Annotated in this window: 13 protein-coding genes and 1 pseudogene; 7 read left to right on the forward strand and 7 right to left on the reverse strand. The window is 71.1% G+C overall.

All coding sequences use genetic code 11. The annotated features are described in order from the left end of the window. Positions 1 to 2: 2 nt before the first annotated feature. Positions 3 to 2762, forward strand: coding sequence for an alkaline phosphatase family protein (locus ACFY4A_RS03305; RefSeq protein ID WP_390827731.1), 2760 nt, complete (start codon positions 3 to 5; stop codon positions 2760 to 2762). 301 nt (positions 2763 to 3063) lie between these two features. On the opposite strand, the gene ACFY4A_RS03310 is transcribed toward ACFY4A_RS03305, so the two are convergent. Further along, positions 3064 to 3558 carry a hypothetical protein gene (locus ACFY4A_RS03310; RefSeq protein ID WP_390827732.1) on the reverse strand — a complete coding sequence of 165 codons (495 nt, stop codon included), beginning with the start codon at positions 3556 to 3558 and terminating at the stop codon, positions 3064 to 3066. Between the two features lie 95 nt (positions 3559 to 3653). On the opposite strand from ACFY4A_RS03310, the pseudogene ACFY4A_RS03315 reads away from it, so the two are divergent. Beyond that, positions 3654 to 4381 (forward strand): annotated as a pseudogene (locus ACFY4A_RS03315) (DUF3387 domain-containing protein). 72 nt (positions 4382 to 4453) lie between these two features. Here ACFY4A_RS03315 and ACFY4A_RS03320 read toward each other — a convergent pair. Together ACFY4A_RS03320 and ACFY4A_RS03325 are read right to left on the reverse strand one after the other, a co-directional pair. Further along, positions 4454 to 4669 carry a DUF397 domain-containing protein gene (locus ACFY4A_RS03320; protein ID WP_390827733.1) on the reverse strand — a complete coding sequence of 72 codons (216 nt, stop codon included), beginning with the start codon at positions 4667 to 4669 and terminating at the stop codon, positions 4454 to 4456. Beyond that, positions 4666 to 5604, reverse strand: a complete 939-nt coding sequence (locus ACFY4A_RS03325) for a helix-turn-helix domain-containing protein (RefSeq protein ID WP_390827734.1) — start codon at positions 5602 to 5604, stop codon at positions 4666 to 4668. The genes ACFY4A_RS03320 and ACFY4A_RS03325 overlap by 4 nt, the downstream gene beginning before the upstream one ends. 149 nt (positions 5605 to 5753) lie before the next feature. Here ACFY4A_RS03325 and ACFY4A_RS03330 point away from each other — a divergent pair, with 149 nt between their 5' ends. After that, positions 5754 to 6275: an ATP-binding protein gene (locus tag ACFY4A_RS03330; RefSeq protein ID WP_390827735.1), complete on the forward strand. Its 522-nt coding sequence runs from the start codon at positions 5754 to 5756 to the stop codon at positions 6273 to 6275. A gap of 74 nt (positions 6276 to 6349) precedes the next feature. Then, positions 6350 to 6982 carry a hypothetical protein gene (locus ACFY4A_RS03335; protein ID WP_390827736.1) on the forward strand — a complete coding sequence of 211 codons (633 nt, stop codon included), beginning with the start codon at positions 6350 to 6352 and terminating at the stop codon, positions 6980 to 6982. 211 nt (positions 6983 to 7193) lie between these two features. Here the strand turns inward: ACFY4A_RS03335 and ACFY4A_RS03340 are convergent, their stop codons facing one another. Next, positions 7194 to 7997, reverse strand: a complete 804-nt coding sequence (locus ACFY4A_RS03340; RefSeq protein WP_390827737.1) for a VOC family protein — start codon at positions 7995 to 7997, stop codon at positions 7194 to 7196. 302 nt (positions 7998 to 8299) lie between these two features. Here ACFY4A_RS03340 and ACFY4A_RS03345 point away from each other — a divergent pair, with 302 nt between their 5' ends. Then, on the forward strand, positions 8300 to 9151 hold the full coding sequence (locus ACFY4A_RS03345; RefSeq protein WP_390827738.1) for a sulfurtransferase: 852 nt from the start codon (positions 8300 to 8302) through the stop codon (positions 9149 to 9151). A 142-nt stretch (positions 9152 to 9293) separates the two neighbouring features. On the opposite strand, the gene sepH is transcribed toward ACFY4A_RS03345, so the two are convergent. Beyond that, entirely contained in the window at positions 9294 to 10319 is a 1026-nt protein-coding gene (gene sepH, locus ACFY4A_RS03350) for a septation protein SepH (protein WP_390827739.1), read from the reverse strand. Between the two features lie 488 nt (positions 10320 to 10807). Here sepH and ACFY4A_RS03355 point away from each other — a divergent pair, with 488 nt between their 5' ends. After that, entirely contained in the window at positions 10808 to 11677 is an 870-nt protein-coding gene (locus ACFY4A_RS03355) for a hypothetical protein (RefSeq protein ID WP_390827740.1), read from the forward strand. On the opposite strand, the gene ACFY4A_RS03360 is transcribed toward ACFY4A_RS03355, so the two are convergent. Beyond that, the gene (locus ACFY4A_RS03360) at positions 11601 to 12920 is read right to left on the reverse strand and encodes a D-arabinono-1,4-lactone oxidase (protein ID WP_390827741.1); all 1320 of its coding nucleotides are present in this window, start codon (positions 12918 to 12920) and stop codon (positions 11601 to 11603) included. The genes ACFY4A_RS03355 and ACFY4A_RS03360 overlap by 77 nt on opposite strands. Beyond that, on the reverse strand, positions 12880 to 14118 hold the full coding sequence (locus ACFY4A_RS03365; protein ID WP_390827742.1) for an MFS transporter: 1239 nt from the start codon (positions 14116 to 14118) through the stop codon (positions 12880 to 12882). The genes ACFY4A_RS03360 and ACFY4A_RS03365 overlap by 41 nt, the downstream gene beginning before the upstream one ends. Before the next feature lie 151 nt (positions 14119 to 14269). Here ACFY4A_RS03365 and ACFY4A_RS03370 point away from each other — a divergent pair, with 151 nt between their 5' ends. Further along, entirely contained in the window at positions 14270 to 15397 is a 1128-nt protein-coding gene (locus tag ACFY4A_RS03370) for a ferrochelatase (protein ID WP_390827743.1), read from the forward strand. Positions 15398 to 15400 lie beyond the last annotated feature (3 nt).

The raw sequence follows: 15400 nt of genomic DNA on the forward strand, positions 1-15400 counted from the left end.
TCATGCAGGTCACACGGCAGCGTCGGATGAACGAGAAGGACCAGATCAGCTTTTTCGGCAGACGCGTCGGCCGCCGGGCCACTCTGGTGACGGCGGGTATCGCTGTCACCCTCGCCGTCACGGGCACCGCTGTTGCCCAGACGCACCAGTTCGGCACCGACCAGGTCGGCCAGGTCACAGCTCAGGGCCAGGTCGTCTCCAGCGACCAGTACATCAAGCCGATCGGTGAGCGCCTCGTCATCAACAACGGCAAGATCATGTCGTCCGCGGTCAGCCCGGACGGCACCCATGTCGCGGCCTCGCTCGCCGACGGTGGGATGGCGCTCGCCATCGTGGACCTGAAGAACTGGAAGGTGCAGCAGCTCGTCGGCAACAACGCGTCGGCGGATCTGCGCATCAGCGGCAACGACGTGGGCCAGGAAGGCCCCACGTACTCGCCCGACGGTTCGCAGCTGTGGCTGGGCCAGGCCGACGGCTACACCAGGTTCACCGTGAACCCGGACGGCACCCTCGCCAACCCGAAGTGGCTCGCGATCCCGAGGGACGGGTCCAAGCGCGCGCTGGTGGGTGCGGCGGTGTTCTCGGCCGACGGCTCCACCGTGTACTCCGCGGTCAACGGCCAGAACCGGGTGGTCGCCATGAACGCGGCGACCGGGGCCATCGAGCAGAGCTGGGCCGTGGGCAACGCCCCGCGTGGCATGGTCCAGGTCGGCACCAAGCTCTACGTCAGTAACGAGGGCGGGCGTCCGGCGAAGCCCGGCGACACCACGGTCAACTCGTACGGCACCCAGGTGGTGGCCGACCCGGAGACCGCTGCCACCACCACCGGCACGGTCAGCGTCATCGACCTGGCGGACCCGACCGCCGCTCCCTCGAGCATCGACGTCGGTCTGCACCCGACCGCCCTGTACGCCAAGAAGGGGGCGGTGTTCGTCACCAACACCGCCACCAACGACGTGTCGGTCATCGACACCGCCAACGACAAGGTCGTGCAGACCATCGCCACCCAGCCGTGGCCGGAGGCGGAGGTGGGCTACCACCCCAACGCGGTGACGCTCACCGACGACGGTCATCTGCTGGTGACGCTCGGCGGCGCCAACGCGGTCGCCGTCTACCGGTACACGTCTCCGCAGGAGCCGGTCAGCTACGTCGGCCTGCTCCCGACGGACTACTTCCCCTCCGAGATCACCACCGTCGGCAACGACGTGGTGGTCTCCAACACCCGCGGTATCGACGCCCGCCGCCCCACCAACAGGGCCGGGCACGGCACCCACGACACGACGTCGAGCCTGCAGCGGTTCACGCTGCCGGACGACAGCGTCATCAAGTCCGAGACCGGCAAGGTCTTCAGCCAGAACGCCTGGAACGGCGGCTCGGTCACGCTGACCGAGGGCAAGGGCGATGCGAAGCCGGTGCCGGTCCCGCTGAAGCTCGGCGACCCCTCGACGATCAAGCACGTCTTCATGATCGTCAAGGAGAACCGGACCTACGACCAGGTCTTCGGTGACATGCCCCAGGGCAACGGCGACCCGTCGCTGACGCAGTACGGCGAGAACGTGACGCCGAACCAGCACGCGCTGGCCAAGCAGTTCGGGCTGTACGACAACACCTACGACATCGGCACGAACTCCGCCGAGGGCCACAACTGGCTGATGCAGGCCGACAACCCGGAATACACCGAGTCCATGGCCGGTGAGTACCAGCGCAGCTACGACACCTACAACGACGCTCTCGGCCACCAGAAGTCCGGCTTCATCTGGACCGGCGCGCAGGCAGCGGGCAAGACCGTCAAGGACTTCGGTGAGTACCAGCTGCAGTCCAACTCCAAGCCGTCGGGCGCGAGCTGGCAGAACCTGTACTGCGACACCAAGAACATGGCGGCGAACCCCGAACAGGACACCGCCTACCCCATGCACTCGGCCGTGGCGATCCCGTCGCTCGACAAGGTGTCGGTGCACAGCTTCCCGGGGGGCGACCTCAATATCCCGGAAATCTACCGGTACGAGATCTGGAAGCGTGACTTCGAGAAGAACGGGCCGGCGAACCTGAACATGGTCTGGTTCCCCAACGACCACACCGGTGGCGCGCCGAGCGGAGCCGCTCAGGTCGCGGACAACGACCTCGCGGTCGGCAAGATGGTCGACACGATCTCGCACAGCAAGTACTGGAAGGACTCGGCGATCTTCGTCGTCGAGGACGACTCCCAGGCCGGCCTCGACCACGTCGACGGCCACCGTGCCCCGATCCAGATCATCAGCCCCTGGGCGCAGCACGGCAAGGTCGACAGCCGCTACTACTCGCAGATCACGATGATCCGCACCATCGAGCAGATCCTCGGGATCCACCCGATGAACCAGAAGGACAGCGCGGCCAGCCCGATGCATGGGGCGTTCACCCAGAACCCGGACTTCACACCGTTCACCGCTCTGCCCAACCGGGTCCCGCTGACCGATGGTCTGAAGACCCCGCCTTCCTGCGGCCTGGACACCCCGGCGCCGCAGAACCCCAGTGCGGCGGCCGTGCCGTCGGCGAAGGTGCCGGCGGACCAGCAGGCGGTCGCGGCGAAGTGGGACGACTGGAAGTCGAAGCAGCCGTTCACCGGGCCCAACGCCAAGGTCGACTCCGCTCCCCCCGAGCAGATGAACCGCTTCTCGTGGTACGAGGCGAACGGGTTCACCAAGCCCTACCCGGGTGACACCAAGATCTACACGCCGGACCAGGTGCCGGGCGCCTACATCCCGTCGGCGGAGACCGACGGCTGATCTGGGCTGATCGCGTCAACGGCCCCTGGCCGGCGTTACCGCCGGCCAGGGGCCCCTTCTGTCCCTGTGCGGCAAACACAGCAGGCTCCGCCAGGTCTCCGACGTCCCCGGAGGGCGGGGCGGGGTGCACGGGCGAGCGGGGACCGATGGCCCATCAGCGGATCCTCCTGTTCACACCGGGCGGGAGGCGGAGCAAGGCGGGATGGGGAGGACGGTGGCGGGGGCGGCCCGGTTCCTGGCCGGGCCGCCCCCCGAGTCCGCCGCGTCCCCCCACGAGCGCGGCGGCGTATGCGGCGGCCGGTCAGCCGACCTTGGTCCACTCCTGGCAGCCCTTGGTCTCGAAGTACTCGCCCTTGTTGACCGTCACGCGACCCTGACCCTTGAGGTTTTCGTTGGCGATGATCGCGTCGAACTCCCCCGAGGCGTCCTTGGTCCGGGCCCAGTAGCAGTTCTCGATGAAGCCGTCCTTGTCGGCCCCGGCGGTCTTGTAGGTGCCGGCCTGCATGTCCTCGCCGACGAGGTACTGGCCCTCGCCCTCGACCGTGGTGGCCGGTCCGGGCTTCTTGGCCGGCTTCGGCGTGACCGTGACCTTCTCGGTGACTGTGACGGCCGGCTTCGGCTCGCCCCGCTCAGCGGCCGCGGTCTTGGTGACGGTGACGGCCGGGGCGGGAGCGGCGGAGCCGACCGTACCGCCGGAGCCCCCGTCGTTGCCGATGCCGACGCCGATCACGAGCGCGACGAACGCGGTCGCGCCATGGGTGAGCCATGCCTTGCGGCGCGACGGCTTCGGTCTCATCGGCTGCCGGCAGTTCGAAGGAGGTGGGCGACCGCTTCGCCGACCGGCCCGCCTGGAAGCGGCACATCCAGTTCTTCGCCGAGGTCCGCGCCTACATGGCCAAGCTGGACGCCATGGAGCGCGAGGCACGCGGCCTCCCGGTGGCCCGTGACGTCGAGCTGTACCTCTCCCAGCTGACCTCGTCGGTGGTGGAGACGGGCGGGGTGACGGACCTGTTCGCCGAAGCAGGGCTGGAGACCGCCGACCTGACCCACCTCAACGACGCGCTCGTCGCCCAACTCCAGAACAGCGACACCCCGCACCTGGCGGCCGAAGCACTGCGGCGACTCGTCGAGCGGAAGATGCGCGAGGTCACCCGGCACAACATCGTCCGGCAGACCACCTTCTCCCAGCGCCTCCAGGACCTGATGGTGCGCTACATGCGGCAGCAGTACACCAGCGCCGAACTCATCGCCAAACTGGTCGAGATGGCCAAGGAGGTCGCCGCCGACGCCAGCCGGGCGAGAAGTTCGACCCGCCTTTGAACTGGCGCGAGCTCGCCTTCTACGACGCCGTCGCCGACCACGGCACGGCCCGCTCGCCCATGGGCGACGAGGTCCTGGCGGGCATCGCCCGCGAACTCGTCACCGAGGTCCGCCGCCAGCTCAAGCCCGACTGGATCGCCCGCGAGTCCGTCCGTGCCCGCCTGCGCAGCACCATCAAGCGCCTCCTGGCCCGCAACAACTACCCGCCGGACCAGCAGAAGGAGGCCATCGACCTGGTCCTCCGCCAGATGGAACACTTCGCCAACGAGTGGTCCGTGAACGGGGTCCCGGACGCCTGACCGGGTACCTGCACCTACGTGAGAGCCCTGCCGCCTAACGGAACCGGCAGGGCTCTCACGACCGTACGAGTTTCAGACGCGCCGCTCCGACGAGGCCAGCCCGACGAATCCCGCCCACGCCTCACGGGAGACCGTGAGCATGGGCCCGGCAACGGCCTTGGAGTCACGGACGTGCACAACTGCCGTACTGGGCGCGATCTCTACGCAATCGCCGCCCTCGGTTCCGCTGTAGCTGCTCTTGAACCAGGCGAGGCCGGAGGCGACGGTCGAGGACTCAGCGTTGTTCATGGCGATCCCAGCAACCCTTCGATGAGCTCCAGTGACTCTCGCGGACTGAGAGCCTGTGATCGGATGATCCCATAACGCGCGGCTGCAAGAACCCCTTGCTCCGGGTCAGTCTGCAGGGAACCGATTCCCTGTGCCTCGGCGTACACGAACTTCTTGCCGTCCTTGCGCGTGACGACGGTGAACGGCCCGTTCACGCCGGCGTTGTCCTCGCGGTCGACCGGCATGATCTGGATCTCGACGTTGCGTTTCTGGCCGATCAACAGTAGGTGTTCCAACTGCCCGCGCAGTACAGCCTTACCTCCGTACGGACGCCGCAGGATCGACTCGTCGAGCACGAAGCTCAGGAACGGCGCGGGGCGCCGATCGAAGATGTCCTGCCGGGCCAACCGCGCGGTAACTCGCTGCTCGATGGTCTCCTCATCCAGAGGAGGGCGCCTCATACCGAGCAGCGCCCTCATGTACTCCTCCGTCTGGAGCAGACCCTTGACCACGAGTGTGTCGTAGGCGACCAGCTCAATGGCCTCCTTCTCCAGTACCGCCATCCCCTGAAAGAACACCGGATACTGAGCCCGCTCCACCTGCTCCTTCCACAGGCACAGCAACCCGCCCGCCCCCAGCACCTCATCCGCCCGCTCGATCGCCCGGGGCGACGGAATCCTCCGCCCCTGCTCGAATGCCGCGACCGTGGAAGCCGAGTACCCGAGCCGCCTCCCGAACTCCTCGCGCTCCAGCCCCTCCCGCACCCGCAGCGTCTTCATGGTCTGCCCGAACGCTACGACGACACCTCGCCCGGCCTCGTCCTCCGGTCGCCGTCCGGCGGCCCCGTCGTCGTTCTCCCAGCTGTCCCCGAGACTCACGACCGCCCCCGCGCTGCCGTTCGCACGCCCCCCGGGAACCGCCTCGGCCCCCGCCTCCGCACTCTTGCGCTCCGCCATGTGCATCACCGCCTCCTTGCCCCAACGCCCCCGCAAGGGACGCCGTTACGGTGTGCAGCTCCTACTCGCGCGGACAGCTCGCGTACAACCGCCCCCTGTCGCTGCGTCACCGCTAGTCACGCTACGCGACCAACGGGACCGTGGTCGGCGTGACGACGAAACCCATCAAACCCATCAGCACCACCCAACCCACCACTCCCTGCACGCCCTTGGACGCCGCCCCCGCCCCGCCGCCAGGCCACACCTTCGAGATGCGCTTCACCTCCACACCCCGCGGAGCCCGCCTCGCCCGCCGTCTGGCAGCCGTCCGTCTGGACGCGTGGGGAATCCCGTACGGCACCGACCCGCACGACGCGCTCGTGCTGATCGTCGCGGAGCTGACCGCGAACGCCGTGCGGCACGGCCATGTCCCCGGCCGGGACTTTCACCTGCGTCTCCGCGCCACGCCCGACGGCCGTACCGTCCGCGTCGAGGTCACCGACACCCGCACCGAACGTCTTCCCTGCCGCCCCGCCGTCCCAGAGGGCGCCGCCGGGGCCGAGGAGGAGGCCGGCCGTGGACTGCTCCTCGTATCGCACCTCGCGACCCGCTGGGACTGGCACCCGCGCCCGGACGGACCAGGCAAAACCGTATGGGCGGAGTACGCGTTCCCATCACGGCGCCAGTGGTGAGCCTGTCCGGCCCGCTCGATGCGGAGTGGGCGGGTACGTACCCGTACCCGTAATCTCGGCTGGACGTCTGGCGTGTGCTCGGTTCTCCCGACAAGCCGGGCCTGAGCCGGCTGCAGAACCTCGCCGTGAGCACCAACCACGCGCTCGAGTCCGGCACCTTCGAGCCGGACGTGTTCCGGGCCGAACTGGCGCGGAGCGGCTGGTCCGATGCCCTGGCCGAAGCGCGCAAGACCCTGACGCAGCGACTCACCGAGCCGGTGGAGGTTGAGTGTCGGATTGATGACACGCGGACTCGGGCGCAGCCGCAAACTCCCACCGGCACACCCGAATCCGACGAGCAGTACGAGCAGCCTCAACACAACGCCCAGAAGGAGTCCGGCACCATGGCCACCACCCCGTACACGGCCGAGCCGGCCGCGGACCTGCTCCACCACTTGGAAGCGGCCATCGCCGCCGACCGCACGTGCAAGACTCACGAAGCCGTGTGGTTCGAACTGGTGGCGGCTCTCCTGCGTGCGGATCGGCAGCCCGAGAACTCGGCAGTCGTGGACGTCAGTTGTGTCACCGACACGGGCCTCGCCCTCTACGAGGTTCTCGGGGCCGGCCGGACGTCCCACGCCGACCTCCGCGCAGGCGCGGCGCGGCTCCTGGAGGTCGACCACACCCTGCCGTCCAAGGCCGACCGCCTCTACCTCGTTCTTTTCTGAGGCGCCGGCCGAACCCTGGTCCGCCGACTCCATCCGTGACGTCTTCACGATCGAGGTCATCTGGCGCACCTCCGTCGGCTGGGAGGGCAGCGAAGCCAAGGCGGCCCTGGGTATGGGCTGAGGGATGATTGGCCGGCCGGGGCGGCGGTTGGAGAGCCCGGCAGGTTTCACCCTCCCGAGTGACCACCACGGTCAACCCGGGCTGCCGTGCTCAACGCGCGCTCCGGATCAGGGCGAACCGTGCCCCCTCGGGATCCGCCACGGCGGCCACGCGGCCGTGGGCGGTGTCCCGCGCCGGGGTGAGGACCCGGCCGCCCAGAGCGAGAAGGCGTTCGGCCGCCTCGTCGGGGTCGGCGACCTCGAAGTACGTCATCCAGTGCGGGCCACGGTCGCGGGGCAGGGCCCGGCCCACCCCGTGCACTCCGGCGACCGGACGGCCGTCGAGGTGCAGGGTGACCCGGTCCACATCGGCGGAGCCGTCCGGCTTCCGCTCGTAGCCGAACAGCCTGGTGTAGAACGTGACGACGCCCGCGGTCTCGTAGGTCAGCAGCTCGTGCCACGCCGGCGTACCGGGCAGCCGGGCGACCCCCGCGCCCGGACGCGTCTCGGCCTGCCACAGGCCGAAGACCGCGCCCGACGGATCCGAACCGATCGCCAGCCGCCCTGCGCCGCCCGCGTCCAGCGGGCCCACCCCGATCGTGCCGCCGCACAGCCGTACGGTTTCAGCCGTCAGGTCCACGTCGTCGGAGGCGAGATACGGCGTCCACGCCACGGGCAGGTGCCGGCCGGGCGGCAGTTGTCCGATGCCGGCCACCTCGTGACCGTCCAGCAGGGCCCGCACACAGGGGCCGAGCCGGCGGGGGCCGGACTGGAACTCCCAGCCGAAGAGCTCCGCGTAGAAGGCCTGCGCGACGGCCGGCCCGTGCACCATCAGACTCACCCGGCACGGTGTGCCGGGCCTGGTCCCCGCGTGTGCCCAGCCGTTCAGGACGCCTGGCTCCGGTGCCTCGGTCATCGTCACCTTCCCCTCGGCCCCCGTGACGGCCGCCTCGATTCCGTTCTCCGGACCCCGAGCCGACACGCCGCCCACCCGTGCCGGGCGCGCTCGGGCGCACCCCCGCAGCGCCTACGAGGCCGGGTTCCCTCCGGAGGGTGCCCGGTGTGCGGTGTCCCGCCCGTTTCGACGCGCATACCGAAGGATGTCGATCGGCTGTACAGCATGTGGCCGATCCCGTACGCCTCGTGATCGGACCTGTCCGGCCGAGCAGAGTAGCCGGACCTGGACGATGCGGCCACCCCGTGCGCAAGGATGGGGCCATGAACGCCATCATTTCCGCTTCCGAACTCGCGAGCGCCCTCGCGGGGCCGCGGCCGCCGGTGCTCCTCGACGTCCGCTGGCAGCTCAGCCTGGCCGCGGCGGCCGGCGCGGCGCCCTTCGACGGGCGCGCCGCCCACGCGGCCGGGCACATCCCCGGCGCCGTCTTCGTCGACCTGGACCGCGAACTGGCCTCGGCGCCGGGCGGAAACGGCCGCCATCCGCTGCCCGACATCGAGGTGTTCGGCGCCGCGATGCGCCGCGCCGGGGTGTCCGCGGACCGGCCGGTCGTCGTCTACGACGGCGGACAGGGCTGGGCGGCCGCCCGCGCGTGGTGGCTGCTGCGCTGGACCGGGCACCCCGACGTGCGGGTCCTGGACGGCGGCCTGGCGGCCTGGGAGGGCCCCCTGGAGACCGCCGTGCCCGGGCCGGCCGAGGGCGACTTCTCGCCGAAGCCCGGCGCGCTGCCGCTGCTCGACGCCGACGGGGCCGCGGCGCTGGCGCGGTCCGGAGTGCTGTTCGACGCGCGCGCGGGGGAGCGGTACCGGGGCGAGGTGGAGCCGATCGACCCGGTGGGCGGCCACATCCCGGGCGCGGTGTCCGCGCCGACCACCGAGAACGCCGGCCCGGACGGGAGGTTCCTGCCCGCCGCGGAACTCAGGGCACGGTTCACGGCGTTGGGCGCGGCCGACGGACGCCACGTCGGCGTCTACTGCGGCTCCGGCGTCTCCGCGGCGCACGAGGTGCTGGCGCTGGCCGTCGCCGGAATCCCGGCGGCCCTGTACATCGGCTCGTGGTCGGAGTGGTCCTCGGACCCGTCCCGGCCCGTCGCGGTGGGGCCGGACCCGCAGTGACCGGACGTCAGTCAGGCAGTCGTCCGTAGAGGGTGACGGCCGGTCAGCCGGTACGACCACCAGGAACGCCCTGGCGGCGACGCCGCGCACAGAGGAGGGCCGCGCCCGGCAGGGCGCGGCCCTTCGGCCTCGTACGGCCTTGCTACTCCTGCTTCTTGCGGCGCGTGCCGAACACGATCTCGTCCCAACTCGGCACGGCGGCCCGGCGGCCGGGTCGGACGCCGTCCGCCTCCGCCTGGCGGTCGGTGGCGCCGATGAGGCGGTCGCGGTGGCTGCTGACGGAGCGCGGCATGAGGACGTCCGCGTAGGCGGACCCGGCCGAGGCCGCGGGGGCCGGGGGCTCCTCGGCCACCGGTTCCTCTTCGGGCTCCTCCACGGGCTCCGGCGCGCGCTCGGGCACCACCAGGTCGCCGCGGAAGCTCGGCACCGCCTCCAGCAGGCTGGTCAGCGTGTCGCGCTCGCCCACGCTCTCCTCGGCGGGCTCGGGCGCCTGTCCCGGCAGCGCCGGACGGTCGCGGTCCCGGTCGAAGGAACGCTCGCGCGGCAGACGCGCGATGCGCGGCACGAACGGAAAGCTGGGCTCCGGGGCGCCGAGGTCGTCGGACTCCCCGATCAGGGCGCGTGCCTCGTCGTCCACGGCCTGCACCAGGCGTCGCGGCGGGTCGTACGTCCAGCTCGCCGAGTGCGGTTCGCCCGCGACCCGGTAGACCAGCAGGACCTCCCAGGTCCCGTCGTCGCGGCGCCAGGAGTCCCACTGGACGGTGTCCTTCTCGGCGCCGCGCAGCAGCAGCCGCTCCTGGACGGTCTCGCCGAGCGGCGGACCGGAGTTCTCACCGGGGCGGCGGACGGGGGTCTTGCGGGCGCGCTCGGCCATGAAGGCGCGCTCGGCGAGCACGGGGCCCTCGAAGCGCCGTACCCGGTCGACGGGGATGCCCGCGAGCTGGGCGACCTCTTCCGCGGTCGCGCCCGCTCGTATCCGGGCCTGGATGTCGCGGGGGCGGAGATGGCTCTCCACCTCGATCTCGATCTGGCCGAGGCGGGGACGGTCGCCGCGCACGGCGGCGCGGAGCCGTTCGTCGATCGGAAGCGTGTACTCCGTGCTGTCCGCAGCCTTCAGCACCAGCCGTGTGCCGTCATTGGAGACGGCCACGACACGCAGTTCGGGCATGGGGACCTCCCGGGTGGTGCCTGCCGACGTCACGTGCGTCGCTGCTTCCGCTAGTCGAGTGTGGCCTGCCCGGGTGCAGCCTGCCACAACCTTGCCGAGTTGCCCGGCGTGTCGGGCGCGGGCCCTGGAACGCCGTTATGGCACGGTTACCTGTTTACAACGCTAAGTGACCAAATCCGTCACCCTGTGCAACCAGCCCCCTCCCGGCGGTCCAGCAAGGTCCCGGACACCCCGAAGGGAGGCCGGGCCCAGGGCTCACAACGGTACTCCATTCGGGCCACGTGCGTGGATTGGCACGCCGCCCAACTTCCCGCCAGGGGCGGTACTCGGCCGCCCTCGACCGGTTTTTCGATCATGCCCGTGGCGAACTTCACTTAATCGCCGCAAACGGAACTAACGGTTTCGTCCGTACGTCCCTTTCTCGTCCAGTCGGCCGATCACATCAGAAAGATACGGCCGTGTCCGAAAGAGGCAGGCAAGGTCCGGTCATGCGCGAAGGGTCCGACGCTGGTGGTGTGCCGAGTGCCGGGGAGGAGGTGAGAAGGAGGCGGTTCGACCTGAGCGTCGCCCAAGTCGCGGGCAGCGCCCTGGCGGCGGTGGTGGCCGCGAAGCTCGCCTCGTACTTCGGTGTCTACGGCACGATTCTCGGGGCCGGTGTCGTCAGCGTCCTGGCCACCTGCGGCGGCTCCGTCCTCCAGCACTTCTTCCGGCGTACCGGCGAGCAGCTGCGCGGGGTGGCCGCCTCACCGACCACCTCCCCAACCGCATCCCCGGGACCGGTCCCCGGGTCGTTCCCGGCGACCGACCCCGCCGGGCGGACCCCGCCGCCGGTGGGTGAGTTCACCGAGGGGACCGTCTACCGGGCCAGGATCAAGAGCTGGAAGCGGCCCGTGCTCGCCGCCGCCCTCGTCTTCGGGGTCACGATGGCCGGGATCACCGCCTACGAACTGGTGTCGGGCGACAGCTTCAGCGGCGGCAGGGGCACGACGGTCGGCTACGCCGTGACCGGCCACCGCGCGCCGTCCGTGACGCCCGACGGGCCGGCTCCCACCTCCTCGCCCACCCACACGCCCGGGACCGGGGACGGGACCCCGCCGGGCGATGCCGCTCCCGGTCGCCCCGACCGGGGCACCGGGGCGAGCCCGACGCCCACACCCGAGGCCACGGGGAACAGCGGAGACAGCGCGAGCACCGGGGACACCGGGAGCGCGGGCACCGACGGCACGGGGGCGGGCAAGCCGTCCGACGCCGGCACCACGGCCCCGGCACCCGGCACGGGCGCTACGGTCCCAGCACCCTCCGCAAGTAGTCGTTCTGGAACAGCCGCTGGGGATCCAGCCGGTCCCGCAGTGCCGTGAACTCCCCGAAGCGCGGATAGACCGCGGCCAGGTGGCCGGCGTCCCTGGTGTGGATCTTGCCCCAGTGCGGCCGGCCCTCGTGCGCGGTGAAGATGCTCTCCGCGGCCGTGAAGTACCGCTGGTAGGGAGTGCCCCGGAACATGTGGACCGCGATGTACGCGCTGTCCCGGCCGGAGGCGGTGGACAGGGTGATGTCGTCGGCGGGAGCGGTGCGCACCTCCACCGGGAAGCTCACCCGCAGTCCGGAGCGGTCGACCATGGCCTTCAGCTCGCGCAGGGCGTCTGCCAGGGCCTCGCGCGGCACGGCGTACTCCATCTCCACGAAGCGCACCCGGCGCGGCGAGGTGAAGACCTTGTAGGGGATGTCGGTGTACGTCCGCGCGGACAGCGCGCGGCTGGAGATCCCGGCGATCGACGGGATGGTGGCGGGCACCGCGCGGCCGACCCAGTTGGCCACCTGGAAGACGCCGTTGGAGAGGAACTCGTCCTCGAACCAGCCGGCCAGCCGCCCCACCGGCTGTTCCGGTCCGGCGCTGCGGTTGTTGCGCTTGGTGTTGGTGTTGCCGGTGTGCGGGAACCAGTAGAACTCGAAGTGCTCGTTCTCCGCCCAGAGCCGGTCGAACTCCGCGAGCACCCGGTCCAGGCTCATCGGTTCCTCGCGGGCGGTGAGCAGGAAGAGCGGCTCCACCGCGAAGGTGAGGGCCGTGACGATCCCCAGCGCGCCCAGGCCGATGCGGGCGGCCGCGAAGACCTCCGGATTCTCCTTCGCGGAGCAGGTGAGCACCGAGCCGTCCGCGGTGACCAGCTCCAGCCCCTTGATCTGGGCGGCGATCGAGGCCGACTCGCGGCCCGTGCCGTGGGTGCCGGTGCTGGTCGCCCCGGACACCGTCTGCTCCATGATGTCGCCCATGTTGGCGAGCGAGAGGCCCTCACGCGCGAGGGCGACATTGAGCCTCTTGAGCGGAGTGCCGGCCTCGACCGTGACCGTCATGGCCTCACGGTCGATCTCGCGTATGCCCGTCAGCAGCTGCGGGCGGATCATGACACCGTCCGTCGCGGCGATGCTCGTGAAGGAGTGACCGGTGCCGACGGCCTTCACCCTCAGTCCGTCCTCGGCGGCCCCCCGTACGGCGGCGGCGACGTCGTCCACCGTCGCCGGCGTGACCTCCCGCCCGGGGCGTGCGCCGACGTTGCCGCCCCAGTTACGCCACGTGCCGTTCTTCGCGCTCGTCGTGCTGCTCAACGAAGCCTCCCCGACGCGGAGCCGGCCTGCTGAGCCGGCGGTACCCGAGGAAACCGACCGCGACCGCGACGGCCCCGGACACCGCCGGAACCCCGTACCCGGCCCGCGCCCCGGCCGCGTCGATCACCCAGCCGGCCACCGAGGAGCCCAGCGCCACCCCGACCGCGAGCCCGGTGCTCACCCAGGTCATGCCCTCGGTCAGGTGCGAGCGTGGTACGTGCTCTTCGACGAGGGCCATCGTCGTGATCATCGTGGGAGCGACCGACAGGCCCGCAACGAACAGCGCCACGGCCAGAAACGGCAAGTTTCCGACCAGTAGGAGGGGGATCATACTCACGGCCATCGTGCAGATGCCCAGCAGCCAGCGCCGGGCGGGCGGTCCCGCGAAGCGCAGCAGGCCGAACACGACGCCCGCCGTGCAGGAGCCCGCCGCGTACACGGCGAGCACGACGCTCGCGGCGCCCTTGTGTCCCTGCTGGTCGGCGAAGGCGACGGTGACCACGTCGACCGCCCCGAAGATCGTCCCGGTCGCCACGAAGGTCGACACCAGCACCTGGAGCCCGCGCGCACGCAGGGCCGAACCGCCGACGTGGTGCTCGCGGGGATGCGGCGCGGGCTCGGTGGCGCGCTGCGCGGTCAGCCAGAACACGCCCACCGCCAGGAAGCAGGCGGCCAGCAGCGGCCCCGCCTCCGGGAACCATGCCGTGGACAGCCCGATGGAGACGATCGGCCCGAAGATGAAGCAGGCCTCGTCCACCACGGACTCGAACGAGTAGGCGGTGTGCAGCTGCGGCGTTCCCCGGTACAGGGCCGCCCAGCGCGCGCGGACCATCGCGCCCAGGCTGGGCACGGAGCCGATCCCGGCCGCGCAGACGAACAGCACCCAGTCCGGCCACCGGAAGTGCGCCGCGAACAGCAGGACCGCCGAGGCGGTCAGCGCGACGAGCGTCGCGGGGCGCAGCACCCGGCGCTGCCCGTGCCGGTCGACCAGCCGGGAGATCTGCGGGCCCAGGACCGCGGCGGCCAGCGCGATGGTGGCCGACAGTGCGCCCGCGAGCCCGTAGCGCCCGGTCAGCTGGGAGATCATCGTGACCACGCCGATGCCCATCATCGACAGCGGCATCCGGCCGAGGAACCCCGCGGCGGAGAAACCCTTGGAGCCTGGAGCGGCGAACAGGGCACGGTACGGGCTGGGCACAGGGTCTCCGCGAATCCGGTAAGGCGTGAAGGTAGCTGATACAGCTTACGGATCGGACGACTCCGGCGCACCTCCCCCTACCGGTTTCCGCGCGCACCTCCCCCCGCGGGCCGGGATCCCGCCCGCCGGTGGGGGGTGGCAGGATCGAGGCATGCCTGACGTGCTCGACGCCACTCCGTACGACGCCCTGCTCCTGCTCTCGTTCGGCGGCCCCGAGGGGCCGGACGACGTGATCCCGTTCCTGGAGAACGTGACGCGCGGGCGCGGCATCCCCACCGAGCGCCTGAAGGAAGTGGGCGAACACTACTTCCAGTTCGGCGGGGTCAGCCCGATCAACGCCCAGAACCGCGCCCTGCTCGACGCCCTGCGCAAGGACTTCGCCGACCACGGCCTCGACCTGCCGGTCTACTGGGGCAACCGCAACTGGGCCCCCTACCTGACGGACACCCTGCGGGACATGGTCCGCGACGGCCGCCGCCGCATCCTGGTCCTGGCCACCAGCGCCTACGCGTCCTACTCCGGTTGCCGCCAGTACCGCGAGAACCTCGCGGACTCGCTCGCCGCCCTCGAGGCCGAGGGCCTGGACCTGCCGAAGGTCGACAAGCTGCGGCACTACTTCAACCACCCCGGCTTCCTCCGGCCCATGATCGACGGTGTGCTGGAGTCGCTCGCCGACCTCCCCGAGGACGTCCGCGACGGCGCGCACATCGCTTTCTGCACCCATTCGATCCCGGTCTCCGCCGCGGACACCTCCGGCCCGGTCCCCGGCCACGGGGACGGCGGGGCGTACGTCCGCCAGCACCTGGACGTGGCGCGGCTGATCGCCGACGCGGTCCGCGAGCGCACCGGCGTCGACCATCCCTGGCAGCTCGTCTACCAGTCGCGTTCCGGGGCCCCGCACATCCCGTGGCTGGAGCCCGACATCTGCGACCACCTCGAGGAGCGGCACGCCGCGGGGGTCCCGGCCGTCGTCATGGCGCCCATCGGCTTCGTCTCCGACCACATGGAGGTCCTGTACGACCTCGACACCGAGGCCACGGCCAAGGCCGGGGAACTGGGCCTTCCGGTACGCCGCTCGGCCACCGTCGGCGCCGACCCGCGGTTCGCCGCCGCCGTCCGCGACCTGATCGCGGAGCGTGCCGCCACCGAGCGCGGGCAGCGGGTCACGCCGTGCGCCCTGGGCTCGCTCGGCGCGGACCACAACCTCTGCCCGGTGGGCTGCTGCCCGGCCCGTACGCCCCGTCCGGCCGCCGCGGGCGCCGACAGCCCCTACGCGTGAGGA

Source organism: Streptomyces sp. NPDC001292 (assembly GCF_042896465.1).
Lineage (GTDB): Bacteria > Actinomycetota > Actinomycetes > Streptomycetales > Streptomycetaceae > Streptomyces.

Excerpts from the sequence above, each read along its gene's own strand:
- ACFY4A_RS03320 (WP_390827733.1), bottom strand. The coding sequence starts at position 4,669 with ATGAACAACGCTGAGTCCTCGACCGTCGCCTCCGGCCTCGCCTGGTTC.
- ACFY4A_RS03370 (WP_390827743.1), top strand. The coding sequence starts at position 14,270 with ATGCCTGACGTGCTCGACGCCACTCCGTACGACGCCCTGCTCCTGCTC.
- ACFY4A_RS03345 (WP_390827738.1), top strand. The coding sequence starts at position 8,300 with ATGAACGCCATCATTTCCGCTTCCGAACTCGCGAGCGCCCTCGCGGGG.
- ACFY4A_RS03305 (WP_390827731.1), top strand. The coding sequence starts at position 3 with ATGCAGGTCACACGGCAGCGTCGGATGAACGAGAAGGACCAGATCAGC.
- ACFY4A_RS03340 (WP_390827737.1), bottom strand. The coding sequence starts at position 7,997 with ATGACCGAGGCACCGGAGCCAGGCGTCCTGAACGGCTGGGCACACGCG.
- ACFY4A_RS03325 (WP_390827734.1), bottom strand. The coding sequence starts at position 5,604 with ATGGCGGAGCGCAAGAGTGCGGAGGCGGGGGCCGAGGCGGTTCCCGGG.
- sepH (WP_390827739.1), bottom strand. The coding sequence starts at position 10,319 with ATGCCCGAACTGCGTGTCGTGGCCGTCTCCAATGACGGCACACGGCTG.
- ACFY4A_RS03355 (WP_390827740.1), top strand. The coding sequence starts at position 10,808 with ATGCGCGAAGGGTCCGACGCTGGTGGTGTGCCGAGTGCCGGGGAGGAG.
- ACFY4A_RS03310 (WP_390827732.1), bottom strand. The coding sequence starts at position 3,558 with ATGAGACCGAAGCCGTCGCGCCGCAAGGCATGGCTCACCCATGGCGCG.